This is a genomic window from Blastomonas natatoria (assembly GCF_003201955.1).
In the GTDB taxonomy this organism is placed as follows: Bacteria; Pseudomonadota; Alphaproteobacteria; order Sphingomonadales; family Sphingomonadaceae; genus Blastomonas; species Blastomonas natatoria.
The window spans coordinates 106,426-120,145 of sequence record NZ_QJJM01000010.1; the positions used below are offsets into that span (position 1 = coordinate 106,426).

The following is a 13,720-nucleotide window of genomic DNA, read 5'->3' on the forward strand; positions in this document are numbered from 1 at the left end:
AAAAGAGAGAAAGCTCTGCTCTTGTCCATCCTTTCCGACAAATGGATCCGCACCCAGGCGCAGGAGAACGGCATGATCGAGCCGTTCGTCGAGGCGCAGCGGCGCGATGGCTGCATCTCGTACGGCCTTTCGTCCTACGGCTATGACGCGCGGGTGGCGGACGAGTTCAAGATCTTTACCAACGTGAATTCCTCGGTGGTCGATCCCAAGGCGTTCGATCCGAACAGCTTTGTTGACCGCAAGACCGATGTCTGCATCATTCCGCCCAATTCGTTCGCCCTCGCCCGCACGGTCGAGTATTTCCGTGTGCCGCGCGATGTGCTGGTGATCTGCCTCGGCAAATCGACCTATGCCCGCTGCGGCATCATCGTGAACGTCACCCCGCTCGAACCGGGCTGGGAAGGCCATGTCACCCTGGAATTCAGCAACACCACGCCGCTGCCAGCCAGGATCTACGCCAATGAAGGCGCGTGCCAGTTCCTGTTCCTGAAGGGCAACGAACCGTGCGAGACCAGCTATGCCGACCGCGCGGGCAAATATATGGGCCAGCGCGGCGTGACATTGCCCCGGCTTTGACCCACAAGCACGTCTTATAACATCACAGCAGGAGAGAGCCTCATGTCCGCACGGGATTCGCGCGAGTTCGACGTCATCGTCTATGGTGCCAGCGGCTTTACCGGGCGCCTCGTAGCCGAATATCTGCAGAACAGCTATGGCCAGGGCGGTGATGCCCCGAAATGGGCGGTCGCGGCGCGTTCGGCCGAGAAGATGGCGGCGGTGCTCGCCGAAATGGGCCTGCCCGCCGAGACGCCGATCGTCGTTGCCAATGCCGACGAGCCCGAGACCATCGACGCGATGGCCAAGCGCACCAAGGTCGTGCTGACCACGGTCGGCCCGTACCAGCTCTATGGCGAGCCGCTGGTCGCCGCCTGCGCCGCTAATGGCACCGATTATGTCGACCTGTGCGGGGAGCCCGCCTGGATGCGGCAGATGATCGACAGATATGATGCGGCGGCAAAGCAAAGCGGCGCGCGCATCGTGTTCTCGACCGGGTTCGATTCGATCCCGTTCGATCTCGGCGTGCTGATGCTGCAGAAGGAGTGCGTCGCGAAGTTCGGCAAGCCCGCCCCGCGGATCAAGGGCCGGGTGCGCGCCATGCAGGGCACCTTCTCGGGTGGCACGGCGGCCTCGCTCAAGGCCACCATGGCATCGGTTGCGCGCAATCCGGAACTGCTCGGCTATCTGACCAACCCGTTCAGCCTGGCAGGCGGCTTTGAAGGTCCGACCCAGCCGAAGGGGAACAAGCCCGAGCATGACGACAAGCTGGGCAGCTGGGCCGCGCCGTTCATCATGGCGCCGATCAACACCAAGAACGTCCATCGCACCAACGCGCTGCTCGGCCACCTCTATGGCCAGGATTTCGTCTATGACGAGATGATGCTGACCGGCCCGGGCGAAAAGGGCGAGGCGATCGCCAAGCATATCGCCAGCACCGACATGATGGGCGGCGAAGGCGGCCCCAAGCCGGGCGAAGGCCCGAGCAAGGAAGAGCGCGAGAACGGCTTCTACGACGTGCTGTTCGTCGCCGAGATGCCCGATGGTCAGGTCCAGCTTTATGGCGTGAAGGGCGACAAGGATCCGGGATATGGCTCGACATCCAAGATGATCGCCGAAAGCGCACTCGGGCTGATCGAGGACGTGCCCGAAGGACCCGGCGGCATCACCACGCCGGGCGCAGTGCTGGGCGAGCATCTGGTCAAGCGTCTGGTCGCCAGGGCGGGATTGAGCTTCGCGGCGGAATGAGCCTTTACCCCTCCCCGCCGGGGAGGGGTACATGTTGCGAGCTTGTGACACTGGCGGCAATTGCTGCACCTGCGAACGCTGGCCCATTGCACTTTCCGGGAATTGGCGCATATAGCAGCCGCTTGGGGCGACGCACGACAACGACAACCGACGAATCGAACGCGATATGCTGAAGGCCTTGCTGCGCAGAAAGCCCAAACCGGCGGCTCCCATCGACACTGCCACCCTGCCCGAGGGCCTGCGTGTCTATGCAATCGGAGACATTCACGGGCGGCGCGACCTGCTGGACCAGTTGCTTGACCAGATCATGGCCGACGATCGCAGCCGTGGGCCTGCCGATACGCATGTCGTGTTTCTGGGCGATCTCATGGACCGCGGCCCCGACAGCGCGGGCGTGATCGATCGTGCGATCGAACTGTCCGAGACGCTTGGCGGCAATGCCCATTTCCTGATGGGCAACCACGAGGAAGTGTATCTTGCCGCTGCCGAGGGCGACGAGAAGCTTGTCCGCTTCTTCTGCAAGATCGGCGGGCGCGAGACGATCCTCAGCTATGACATTTCCCCTCGCGAATATAACGAACTGAGCATGGAAGAGCTGGCCCAGCGGCTGCCCAGCCTGCTGCCTGCCCGCCATCTCGACTTCGTCCGCAGCTTCAAGGACCGGATCGTCATGGGCGATTACGCCTTTGTCCATGCCGGCATCCGTCCGGGCAAGAACATCGAGGAACAGCGCCCCAAGGACCTGCGCTGGATTCGCGAAGATTTCCTGTTCGACGAAAGCCCCCATGACAAGCTGATCGTGCACGGTCATTCGATCACCGACGATGTCGAGGAATGCCCCAATCGTATCGGCATCGATACCGGCGCCTATATGAGCGGCATGCTCACCGCCTTGTGCCTGGAAGGGCGAGAGCGCTGGTATCTGAAAACCGGCAGCTGATTCTTGCCCAAAGTCTTGCATGGACAGGACATTTGCGTCAGCGTGCGCTCATGCTGAAAATCCTGTCGCTTGTCGCAACGCTTTCCCTTTCCGTAACCCCGGCGCTTGCTGCGCCCGAGGCCGATCCGGGCCGATTGCGCACCGATGTCGAGAAACTGGTGAGTTTCGGGACGCGCCATACGCTTTCGTCGCCCGATCATCCGACGCGCGGCATCGGTGCGGCCCGGCGCTGGGCAGCGGCGGAATTCGCCAGGATCGGCAAGGCATGTGGCGGCTGCATCACCGTCGAGCAGATCGACCGGCGCTTCACCGGGCCGCGCGCGCCCAATGGCGTGAATGTCGTCAACGTGCTGGGCGTGCAGCAGGGCACGGGCAATCCCGACGATATCATCATCATTTCCGCGCATATCGATAGCCGAGTATCGGATGTCGCCGATTTCACCAGCGACGCGCCGGGCGCCAATGATGACGGCTCGGGTGTCGCGCTCGTGCTCGAGGCTGCGCGCATCTTGAGCAAGGAAAAATTCGCGCCGACGATCATCTATGCGGTGCTGTCGGGCGAGGAACAGGGCTTGTGGGGTGGTCGTCTGATCGCCGAGACCGCACGGGCGCGCGGCTGGCAGGTGCGCGCGCTGCTCAACAACGACATTGTCGGCAATACCGAGGGTCAGGATGGCCGCAAGGTATCCGACCGGGTGCGCGTGTTCAGCGAGGGCATCCGCGCATCGGAATCCATGGTCGAAGCCATGGCGCGGCGCGGCAGCGGAGCGGAGGATGACGGCCCCTCGCGCGCGCTGATGCGTGCCGCACAGCGCGTCGGCAAGGCGCGCAGCGATCTTGGACTCGAGGTGTTCGGGGTGCGCCGTCCGGACCGCTTCTCGCGCGGCGGCGATCACCTTCCCGCGCTTGAACTGGGCTATCCTGCGATCCGCTTCACCGTCGGTGTCGAGAATTACGACCATCAGCATCAGGACATTCGCGAGGAAAACGGCCGCAAGTTCGGCGACACGATCGACGAAATGGATTTTCCCTATCTCGCCCGCGTCACGGCGCTCAACATCGCGCTGATCGGCGAGCTCGCAAGTGCCCCGCCTGCCCCGGCCAATGCGGTGCTGGGCGGCGCGCTCAGCACCGACACGAAGGTAAGCTGGGCCGAAGTTCCCGGCGCGGCGCGCTACAGGGTCTATTGGCGCCGGGCCGATGCGCGCGACTGGGAACAGTCGCAGGAAACCACCGATACCAAGCTGACGCTGCCCGGCGTGATTGTCGATGATCATTTCGCCGGTGTCGCTGCTGTCGCGGAAAATGGGGCCGAAAGCGCGATTACATTTGCAGGTCTGCCACCACGACAGTAACTGTGTTAAGCTCAGTTTACAGTTTCCTGGTTAGGGATGGACCATGAACGACTGTTCTTCCTGCATCGTGCGGAATCGCGCGATCTGTTCAAGCCTGACACCAGACGAATTGCTGATTCTGGGCAAGATGGGCCGCCGCCAGAAGGTCAAGGCTGGCCATACCCTGCTGTGGGAAGGCGATGACGCGCCCGTCGTCGCCAACGTGCTCGAAGGTGTGCTCAAGCTCGTCGTCGCAGCATCCGACGGGCGCGAGCAGATTGTCGGCATCGTCTTTCCGTCGGATTTCATCGGTCGCCCGTTCGGCAAGGAAAGCCCCTATAGCGTCACCGCCATGACCGATGCCGAGGTGTGCATCTTCAACCGCAACGCGTTCGACGATTTTGCCAGCGACCATCCCGACCTTCAGCAGAAGCTTCTGCGCCGCACGCTCGACGAGCTGGACCGCGCGCGCCACTGGATGATGCTGCTGGGCCGCAAGTCGGCGACCGAAAAGGTGGCCTCCTTCCTGCTCGAGATGGCCGATCGCCTCTCGGGCCAGGGTTGCAATGCCGATGGTTCGCTCAATGGCTTCGAGCTGCCTTTCGGGCGCCAGCAGATCGCCGACATATTGGGCCTCACCATCGAAACCACCAGCCGCCAGCTCACACGGATGAAGAGCGACGGGCTCGTCTCCCTGCCATCGCGCCGCGAGATCGTGATCCGAAACCGCGCCGCGATGGAAGAGATGGCGGGCTGATTCGCCCACCGCCGGGGCTTCAGAAGCGGAAGCCGATGCCTGCGCTGATCACCCAGGGATCAAGCTCGTGCCGGGTGCGGAGCACCTCGACGCCATTGGCGCGCCAACTGGCCAGCGGGCGCAGGAAATAGCGCTTCACGTCGGCCGAGACGAACATGCCCTTGTCGTTGACCGGAATATCGATGCCGGCCTGCAGCGCCGCGCCGACGGTATCGTTGATCTTCTGGCTGGTCGCACCGAGCGCCCGCGTCGTCGCGCCGGGCTTCTCGTTGATGAAGATGAAATAGCTGGGGCCGGCGCCGATATAGGGGCGGATGCCGCCGGCTTTGCCGAAATGATATTTCAGCGTGACCGTCGCGGGCACGATCTTGGCATTTGATACGAGGCCGGCACCCGCCAACGCGCCGCGTCCATCGACATCATGCTCGGTCACCCCGGCGATGGTTTCGACCGACAGCGAATCGGCGAGAAAATACTCGATCGCGACCGTCGGCACGAAATTGTCGTTCGCCTTGGTCTGGGTTCCGGCGGGCAGACCGATGCGATCGACCTTGACGTCCCTGATCTTGCCATCGGGCGCGACCAGCGTGCCCAGAACCTTGAAGTGCACTTCGCCCGCCTGTGCCATCGCCTGACCGGGAAGGGCCAGCGCGGCTGCCGTGAGAGCCAGCGGGATAATCTTGGTGTTCATGTTGATCACTCCTCCTTGAGTGACCGCTTCCCTGCCCCGGGCCTCGGTTCGTCGCATTGATGCGGCGCAAAAATTTCTTTGACCCGGATCAATGTCTTGTCGGGCCGTCCGAGGCACACCGCTGCGGAGGAAGCGCGGATTCTGTCGTGAAACCGCGTGCACGGGGACTGAAATCATGGATGGTTTGGTAATGAAGGCCGGGGGCTGGCTGGGCCTTGCCCTGTTGGCATTGGCAATGGCGGTGATGGCCGTCGACACGCCCTATGCGGTGCATATGACGATCATGATGATCGCCGCGCTGCTGGCCCTTTGGTTCACCATGAGCCGTGCCGATTATGGCGCGATCGCGCGGGGCATCCTGAGGGCGCCCGCCCATCAGGGCGAATATGATGACGATCCCATTCGCTGGGGCGTTATCGCCACCCTGTTCTGGGGCACTGCCGGCCTTGCCGCCGGGCTGTTCATCGCGCTGCAGCTTGCCTATCCCGCGCTCAACTTCAATCTGGAGTTCACGACTTTCGGACGCTTGCGGCCACTGCATACCTCGGCGGTGATCTTCGCGTTCGGCGGCAATGCGCTGATCGCGACCAGCTTTTACGTCGTGCAGCGCACCTGCCGCGCGCGCCTGGCCTTCCCGTCCATGGCCCGCTTCGTGTTCTGGGGCTATCAGCTGTTCATCGTGCTCGCCGCGACGGGCTATCTGATGGGCGTGACCGAGGCGAAGGAATATGCCGAGCCCGAATGGTATGTCGATCTGTGGCTGACCATCGTCTGGCTTGCTTATCTGGCGGTGTTCGTCGGCACGATCGTGAAGCGGCGCGAACCGCATATCTATGTCGCCAACTGGTTCTATCTCAGCTTCATCATCACCATCGCCATGCTGCACGTGGTGAACAACCTGTCGCTGCCCGCCACCATCTTCGGATCGAAGAGCTATGCGGCGTTCGCAGGCGTGCAGGATGCGCTGACCCAGTGGTGGTACGGCCATAACGCCGTCGGCTTCTTCCTGACCGCCGGCTTCCTGGCCATGATGTACTATTTCGTGCCCAAGCAGGCCGAGCGCCCGGTCTACAGCTATCGGCTGTCGATCATCCACTTCTGGTCGCTGATCTTCCTCTATATCTGGGCGGGTCCGCACCATTTGCATTACACCGCGCTGCCCGACTGGGCGCAGACCCTGGGCATGGTCTTCTCGATCATGCTGTGGATGCCGAGCTGGGGCGGCATGATCAACGGCCTGATGACGCTCAACGGCGCGTGGGACAAGATCCGCACCGATCCCATTATCCGCATGATGGTCATGGCGCTCGCCTTCTATGGCATGAGCACCTTCGAAGGCCCGATGATGTCGATCAAGTCGGTCAACAGCCTGTCGCACTATACCGACTGGACCATCGGCCATGTGCATAGCGGCGCGCTGGGCTGGAACGGCATGATCACCTTTGCCTGCATGTACTATCTGGTCCCGCGGCTCTGGGGTCGCCAGCGGCTCTATTCGCTGCGGATGGTCAACTGGCACTTCTGGCTCGCGAGTGCAGGCATCGTCTTCTACGCCGCCTCGATGTGGGTCGCGGGCATCATGCAGGGCCTGATGTGGCGCGAATACGGGGCCGACGGATATCTGGTCTACAGCTTCGTCGAAACCGTCGCCGCGATGCACCCGATGTACCTGATGCGCGCCTTTGGTGGCCTGCTCTACCTCAGCGGCTTCATCATCATGATCGTCAATGTCTGGGCAACGCTGGCCGGCAAGGTCCGCGACGAGAAGCCGATGACCGAAACGCCGCACAATGCCGCCGCCGACCGTCCGCTGGTCGCTGTGCCCGCTGAATAAGGAGCCGAGAAATGGCCGAACCAATCGCCGAACCGCGCTTCAGCCACAAGAAGCTGGAACGCAACATCACCCTGCTGGGCCTGGGCGCGCTCGCCGCCGTCGTCGTCGGCGGCATCGTGGAAATCGCCCCGCTCTTCTGGATCGACAACACGATCGAGAAGGTCGAGGGGATGCGCCCCTATACCCCGCTCGAGCTGTCCGGACGCAACATCTACATGCGCGAGGGCTGCTATACCTGCCACAGCCAGATGATCCGTCCGTTCCGTGACGAGGTGGAACGCTACGGCCATTACAGCCTCGCGGCCGAAAGCATGTACGATCACCCGTTCCAATGGGGATCGAAGCGCACCGGGCCGGACCTGGCCCGCGTCGGCAAGCGCTATTCGGACGAATGGCACCGCGCGCACCTCGCCGATCCGCGCAGCGTGGTGCCGGAATCGATCATGCCGCCTTATGCGTTTCTCGCCGAGCGTGAACTGGAAGCGGGCGACATGAGCGATGACCTCACGGCTCTCTCACGGGTAGGCGTACCATATAGCAAGGCCGCAATCGCCGCCGCCAATGCGGACCTCAAGGCACAGGCCGACCCCAATGCGGATGGGGCCGAAGAACTGCAGGCGCGCTACCCCAAGGCGCAAGTGCGCGACTTTGACGGCGACCCGTCGCGGATTACCGAGATGGACGCGCTGATCGCGTATCTGCAGATGCTGGGCACTCTGGTCGATGTCGAAAAGGCTGCGCCGCAGGATCAGGGCGATGCGCCCGTGCCTGCCAAGGTCGCCGCCGCTGCCCCGGCCAAGGGAGGCAATCCATGACCTATGACGATCTGCGCCACTTTGCCGACAGCTGGGGCCTGCTCGCCATGACCGTGCTGTTCATCGGCCTGATCGCCTGGCCCTTCCGCAAGGGCGCGCGCCAGCACAACCACGACGCCGCCAACATGATCTTCAGGGAAGACGACAATGTCTGACAAGAGCCGCATCGACGAACCCACCGGCACCGCCACCGTCGGCCATGAATGGGACGGCATCGAAGAGCTGAACACCCCGCTGCCGCGCTGGTGGCTGTGGACCTTCTACGCGACCATCGCCTGGGCGGCGGTCTATGTCGTGCTGTTCCCGGCCTGGCCGATGGTCAACAGCGCCACGCGCGGAATGCTCGAGTGGTCGAGCCGCGGCGATCTCAAGGCCGAGCTCGCCGCGCAGGATGCCAAGCGCGCGCCGATCGCCAAGGCGATTGCGGCCACGGCGATTACCGATCTTGCCGCCCGGCCCGAGCTGATGGAAGCCGCGATCCAGGGTGGCAGCGCCGCGTTCAAGGTGCATTGCGTGCAGTGCCATGGCGCGGGCGGGGCTGGCGTGGCCGGAGCCTATCCCAGCCTGACCGATGACGACTGGCTGTGGGGCGGCGACCTCGCTGCGATCGAGACCACGCTGACGCATGGCATCCGCAACCCCGACCACACCGAAACGCGCTTCAACGTGATGCCCGCATTCGGCAAGGACGGCATTCTCGACACTGCCGCGATCAACGATCTGGTCAGCCATGTCCGCGTCATCAGCCGCCAGGAAAAGCCGAGCGCTTCTTCGGCACGCGGCGCGGTGCTGTTCGAGGCCAATTGCGTCGCCTGTCATGGCACGAACGGCGAGGGCATCCGTGAGCTGGGCGGCCCGAAGCTGACCGACGCCGTATGGCTCTATGGCGGCAGCCGCGAGGCGATCGCGAAGACGATCTACGCCCCGCGCAACGGCGTGATGCCGCGCTGGAACGACAAGCTCGACGCGGTGACCATCAAGATGCTCAGCGCCTATGTCCATTCTTTGGGCGGCGGAGAGGACGCTCCCGCTCCTGTCCTCACCGCTCAGCCCAAGGGGGAGGCCGACAATGGCTAACCCTGACGCCCTTGCGGGTGCCGAAGGCCCGCTCTACGTCGCACGCAAGGGCGTCTATCCCAAAAAGGTGGACGGTCCGTTCCGCCGCCTGAAATGGCTGATCATGGCCGTCACCCTGGCCATCTATTACGGAACGCCGTGGATCCGCTGGGATCGCGGCCCCTATGCGCCCGACCAGGCGGTACTGGTCGATCTCGCGAACCGGCGCTTCTACATGTTCCAGATCGAGATCTGGCCGCACGAATTCTATTATGTCGCGGGGCTGCTGATCATGGCGGGCATCGGCCTGTTCCTGGTCACCAGCGCGGTCGGCCGGGCCTGGTGCGGCTATGCTTGCCCGCAGACCGTCTGGACCGACCTGTTCCAGCATGTCGACCGGCTGATCGACGGCGACCGCAACGCGCAGATCCGGCTCGCCAACGGCCCCTGGACGCTGGAGAAGATCGGAAAGCGCACGCTCAAATACGGGCTCTATCTCGCCATCGCCTTCTGGACCGGCGGCGCGTGGATCATGTATTTTGCCGATGCGCCGACCCTGACACGCGAATTCTGGACCGGCGAGGCTGCCTCTGTCGCCTATGCGACGGTCGGCGTGCTCACCGCGACGACCTTCGTGCTCGGTGGTTTCATGCGCGAACAGGTGTGCATCTACATGTGCCCCTGGCCGCGCATCCAGACCGCAATGATGGACGAAAAGTCGCTGCTGGTGACCTACAAGGACTGGCGCGGCGAGCCGCGCGGCAGCCTCAAGACCGCGCTCGCGCATCCGGGCAGCGTCGGCGATTGCGTCGACTGCAACCAGTGCGTCGCGGTCTGCCCCACCGGCATCGACATCCGCACCGGGCCGCAGATCGGCTGCATAACCTGCGCCTTGTGCATCGATGCCTGCGATCATGTGATGGCGCAGGTCGGTCGTCCCCGCGGGCTGATCGACTATTGCGCGCTCGACGATGTCGCGGTCGAGCGCGCGGGCGGCACCGCGCAGCCGGTGCTCAAGACGCTGCTGCGCCCCCGTCTGATGGTCTATCTGGCCATCTGGTGCGCGATCGGCCTGGCGATGCTTTTCACGCTCGGCCAGCGCACCCGGCTCGATCTCGCCGTGCAGCACGAGCGCAGCCCGCTCCATGTCCAGCTGTCCGACGGGATGATCCGCAACAACTACACGCTCAAGCTGCGCAACATGGAAGCGCGCCCGCGCAAGGTGGCGATCAGCGTCAGCGGCCTGCCCGGTGCGCAGCTCTGGACCGAGACCGGATCGCGCGAAAAGGCAAGCCAGCGGGTCGAGATGACCATCTCGCCCGACAGCGTCACCCGCGTCCGCCTGTTCATAGCCGCGCCTGCTGATGGCCCGGCGCGGCAGGACTTCACCATCGCCACACAAGGCCGCGACGGCGATGCGCGAGGCGATGCAGACACCATCCAGTTCGACCGTCCGGAGGCACGATAATGGCTACCCGCACCGCCCCTCGCCCTTTTACCGGCTGGCACATCACTGCGATCCTTGTCGGGTTTTTCGTCATCGTCATGGCGGTCAACTTCACCATGGCGCGACTGGCGCTGTCGAGCTTCGGCGGCAAGGTGGTCGAAAACAGCTATGTCGCCAGCCAGCATTATAATGAGCTGCTCGAGAAGGCCGAGGCGCAGGACCGGCTCGGTTGGCAGCCCTCGGTCTGGCTCGACCGCACCCGCCATGTCCGCGTGACGCTGGCGCATGACGGCGAGCGCCTACCGATCGAAAGCGCCACCGCGATGATCCACCACCCGCTGGGCCGCCTGCCCTCGCAGGCGCTGGTGATGGTCGGCGACGGCCAGGGCGGAATTGTATCGACCAAGGCGATTCCGCAGGGCCGCTGGCGGATCGAGCTCGCCGTGACCCATGGCGACGACGAGGCACGGTATCGGAGGGACCTGAAATGAACGTGATGACCCGTCTCGCGCCCGAACCGGCGCTGATCGAACGCGACTTTGCCGTGCCTGACATTCGCTGCGCCGGGTGCATTTCCAAGCTCGAACAGGGCCTGGTGCGCGATGCCCGGATCAGGAGCGCGCGCGTCAACTTCACCGAAAAGCGCGTGCATGTGGCGCATACCGCCGATGCGGATATGCCCGCCCTGCTCGGCGCGTTCACCTCGCTGGGTTTCGAGGCGCATCCGATCGGCGAGGGCCCGAAGGACGTCGACGGCGAGGCGGCGAGCAGCCAGGAACTGGTCCGCGCGGTCGCGGTCTCCGGCTTTGCGATGATGAACATCATGCTGCTCTCGGTCTCGGTCTGGTCGGGCGCGACCGGGGTGACACGCGACCTGTTCCACTGGCTCTCCGCGCTCATCGCGCTGCCGACCATTGCCTATGCTGGGCGGCCGTTCTTCCGCTCGGCCTGGCGCGCACTGCGCCACGGGCACACCAATATGGACGTGCCGATCAGCATCGGCGTCACGCTCGCCACGGCGCTCAGCATCTACGAGACCGCGACGCATGGCGCGCATGCCTATTTCGACAGTGCCGTCATGCTGCTGTTCTTCCTGCTCTGTGGCCGCTGGCTTGACAGCGTGATGCGCGACCGCGCGCGCGGCGGCGTCACCGCGCTGCTGCGCAACATGGGCACCGGCGCGATGGTGGTCGGTGCGGATGGCAGCACCCACTGGACCGATGCGACCCAGCTGCAGCCCGGTATGGTGATGCTGGTGGCGGCGGGCGAGCGCCTCGCCGCTGACGGCGTGATCGTGCAGGGCCGTACCCGGATCGACCTGTCCCTGCTGACTGGTGAGAGCGCGCCGCAGGATGCCGATATCGACGATCCGGTGCATGCCGGAACGCTCAACATCGATGCCCCGGTGCGCGTGCGCGTGACCGCTGCAGGCACCGATACCGCAATTGCCGATATCGCACGGCTGATGGGCGAGGCCTCACAGGGCAAGTCGCGCTATGTCCGCATCGCCGACCGCGCCGCGCGGCTCTATGCCCCCGCAGTGCATGGCCTGGCTATCACTGCCTTTGCCGGATGGATGGTCGCAGGCGCTGGCTGGCACGAGGCATTGCTGATCGCGGTGGCAGTGCTGATCATCACCTGCCCCTGCGCGCTGGGCCTCGCAGTCCCCGCCGCGCAGATCGTCGCGGCAGGCGCATTGATGAAGCGCGGGGTGCTGATCAAGGACGGCTCCGCGCTCGAGCGCATGGCCGAGATCGACCGCGCGCTGATCGACAAGACCGGCACGCTGACGCTCGGCCGCCCGGTCGCGAGCAATCTGGCCGAGATCGCGCGCGAACATTACCCGCTGCTGCTGGCGCTGGCACAGATGAGCCGTCACCCCTTGAGCGCAGCGCTCACCCGCGACCTCACCGCGCAGGGCGTGCACGCCGCGCAGATCGACGAGGTCCAGGAAACGCCGGGCTTCGGCGTTGCCGCCCTATGGAACCATCGTCCGGTCACGCTCGGCAGGCCGCAAGGGCACGAGGCGGGAAGCGAACTGGCAAGCGAACTCAGCATCGACGGCCAGCCTGTCGCGCTGGTGCGCTTTGCCGATGCGCTGCGCCCCGATGCGGTGCAGGCGATTGGCGCGCTCAGGGCGGAAGGCGTCGATGCCATGATCCTGTCAGGCGACCGCATCGAAGCCGTCGCGCCGGTCGCGCGCGCACTGGGCCTCACCGCGATGACCGGGCTCAGCCCACAGGACAAGCTCGCCGCCATCGGACGTACCAGCGGCGCAGGTCACAAGGTGCTGATGATCGGCGATGGCCTGAACGACGGCCCCGCTCTCGCTGCCGGCCACGCCTCGATGGCGCCCGGCAGCGCCAGCGATGTCGGCAAGAACGCGTCGGACTGCATCTTCATGGGTGACCGACTGATGCCTGTGGTCGACACCATCCGCATGGCCAAGCGCACCCAGGCAATTGTCCGCCAGAACTTCGCACTGGCGATCGGCTACAATGTCGTCGCGGTGCCGCTTGCCTTTGCCGGACTGGTCACGCCGCTGGTCGCCGCGATCGCCATGTCGGGCTCGTCGCTGATCGTCGTGGGCAATGCGCTGCGCCTCAAGGGAGCGTTGAAATGAACGGTCTGCTGCTGCTTATCCCTATCGCCCTGTCGCTCGGCCTGTTGGGGCTGGGCGCCTTCTTCTGGTCGGTCCAGGGCGGTCAGTATGACGATATGGATGGCGCCGCCTTGCGCATTCTGGTCGACGACGATGCCGGTGCCGACGGGGCCCTGCCATGAACGCGCTGCGCCGTCCCGGCGGTCTTCCCGCCCTATGCGCGCTGGTCATCGCCATCGCGATGGTCAACGCCCCGCTGGCGCGCGCGCAAGGCCGGGTTTTGGTGATGGAAAACTGCAATGGCGGCACGACCACGATCCTGATTCCCGAGAAGGACGATGGCCTGCCCAGGAAGCAAAGCGATTGCGCCAAGGCCTGTCATGCCATGACCGACCGGCGCGGCAAGAGTACCGGCAAGAAGGCCGGCCCGCATTGCTGACT

Annotated in this window: 15 protein-coding genes; 14 read left to right on the plus strand and 1 reads right to left on the minus strand. The window is 64.5% G+C overall.

Annotated features, from left to right (window positions below; translation table 11 throughout):
• Positions 1–21 precede the first annotated feature (21 nt).
• The 5 genes from dcd (at position 22) to C7451_RS13650 (ending at position 4,834) form a co-directional block, all read left to right on the plus strand.
• Positions 22–576 (plus strand): dCTP deaminase, encoded by a 555-nt coding sequence (dcd, locus tag C7451_RS13630; protein WP_110299516.1) that lies wholly within the window; start codon positions 22–24, stop codon positions 574–576.
• A gap of 42 nt (positions 577–618) precedes the next feature.
• Complete coding sequence (locus tag C7451_RS13635; RefSeq protein ID WP_110299517.1) at positions 619–1,803, plus strand: saccharopine dehydrogenase family protein; 1,185 nt, start codon at positions 619–621, stop codon at positions 1,801–1,803.
• A 166-nt stretch (positions 1,804–1,969) separates the two neighbouring features.
• Complete coding sequence (locus C7451_RS13640; RefSeq protein WP_110299518.1) at positions 1,970–2,743, plus strand: metallophosphoesterase family protein; 774 nt, start codon at positions 1,970–1,972, stop codon at positions 2,741–2,743.
• A gap of 50 nt (positions 2,744–2,793) precedes the next feature.
• Complete coding sequence (locus C7451_RS13645) at positions 2,794–4,098, plus strand: M20/M25/M40 family metallo-hydrolase (protein WP_208625218.1); 1,305 nt, start codon at positions 2,794–2,796, stop codon at positions 4,096–4,098.
• 43 nt (positions 4,099–4,141) lie between these two features.
• On the plus strand, positions 4,142–4,834 hold the full coding sequence (locus C7451_RS13650) for a Crp/Fnr family transcriptional regulator (RefSeq protein WP_110299519.1): 693 nt from the start codon (positions 4,142–4,144) through the stop codon (positions 4,832–4,834).
• Between the two features lie 19 nt (positions 4,835–4,853).
• On the opposite strand, the gene C7451_RS13655 is transcribed toward C7451_RS13650, so the two are convergent.
• Entirely contained in the window at positions 4,854–5,525 is a 672-nt protein-coding gene (locus C7451_RS13655) for an OmpW/AlkL family protein (protein WP_167398554.1), read from the minus strand.
• A 175-nt stretch (positions 5,526–5,700) separates the two neighbouring features.
• Between C7451_RS13655 and ccoN the strand changes: the two genes are divergently transcribed.
• Genes ccoN through C7451_RS13700 form a run of 9 tightly spaced genes read left to right on the plus strand, consistent with a single transcriptional unit; the run spans position 5,701 to position 13,718 of the window.
• Complete coding sequence (ccoN, locus tag C7451_RS13660) at positions 5,701–7,359, plus strand: cytochrome-c oxidase, cbb3-type subunit I (RefSeq protein ID WP_110299521.1); 1,659 nt, start codon at positions 5,701–5,703, stop codon at positions 7,357–7,359.
• Positions 7,360–7,370: 11 nt separating this feature from the next.
• Positions 7,371–8,174: a cytochrome-c oxidase, cbb3-type subunit II gene (gene ccoO / locus C7451_RS13665; RefSeq protein ID WP_110299522.1), complete on the plus strand. Its 804-nt coding sequence runs from the start codon at positions 7,371–7,373 to the stop codon at positions 8,172–8,174.
• The gene (locus tag C7451_RS13670) at positions 8,171–8,329 is read left to right on the plus strand and encodes a cbb3-type cytochrome c oxidase subunit 3 (RefSeq protein ID WP_060980016.1); all 159 of its coding nucleotides are present in this window, start codon (positions 8,171–8,173) and stop codon (positions 8,327–8,329) included. The genes ccoO and C7451_RS13670 overlap by 4 nt, the downstream gene beginning before the upstream one ends.
• The gene (gene ccoP / locus C7451_RS13675; RefSeq protein ID WP_110299523.1) at positions 8,322–9,251 is read left to right on the plus strand and encodes a cytochrome-c oxidase, cbb3-type subunit III; all 930 of its coding nucleotides are present in this window, start codon (positions 8,322–8,324) and stop codon (positions 9,249–9,251) included. The genes C7451_RS13670 and ccoP overlap by 8 nt, the downstream gene beginning before the upstream one ends.
• Entirely contained in the window at positions 9,244–10,698 is a 1,455-nt protein-coding gene (ccoG, locus tag C7451_RS13680) for a cytochrome c oxidase accessory protein CcoG (RefSeq protein ID WP_110299524.1), read from the plus strand. Before ccoP ends, ccoG begins: the two co-directional genes overlap by 8 nt.
• The gene (locus C7451_RS13685) at positions 10,698–11,168 is read left to right on the plus strand and encodes a FixH family protein (RefSeq protein WP_110299525.1); all 471 of its coding nucleotides are present in this window, start codon (positions 10,698–10,700) and stop codon (positions 11,166–11,168) included. Before ccoG ends, C7451_RS13685 begins: the two co-directional genes overlap by 1 nt.
• Positions 11,165–13,300, plus strand: a complete 2,136-nt coding sequence (locus tag C7451_RS13690; RefSeq protein WP_110299526.1) for a heavy metal translocating P-type ATPase — start codon at positions 11,165–11,167, stop codon at positions 13,298–13,300. Before C7451_RS13685 ends, C7451_RS13690 begins: the two co-directional genes overlap by 4 nt.
• Positions 13,297–13,461, plus strand: coding sequence for a cbb3-type cytochrome oxidase assembly protein CcoS (gene ccoS / locus C7451_RS13695; protein ID WP_110299527.1), 165 nt, complete (start codon positions 13,297–13,299; stop codon positions 13,459–13,461). Before C7451_RS13690 ends, ccoS begins: the two co-directional genes overlap by 4 nt.
• Positions 13,458–13,718 (plus strand): hypothetical protein, encoded by a 261-nt coding sequence (locus C7451_RS13700; RefSeq protein WP_110299528.1) that lies wholly within the window; start codon positions 13,458–13,460, stop codon positions 13,716–13,718. The genes ccoS and C7451_RS13700 overlap by 4 nt, the downstream gene beginning before the upstream one ends.
• The last annotated feature ends 2 nt before the right edge of the window (positions 13,719–13,720 follow it).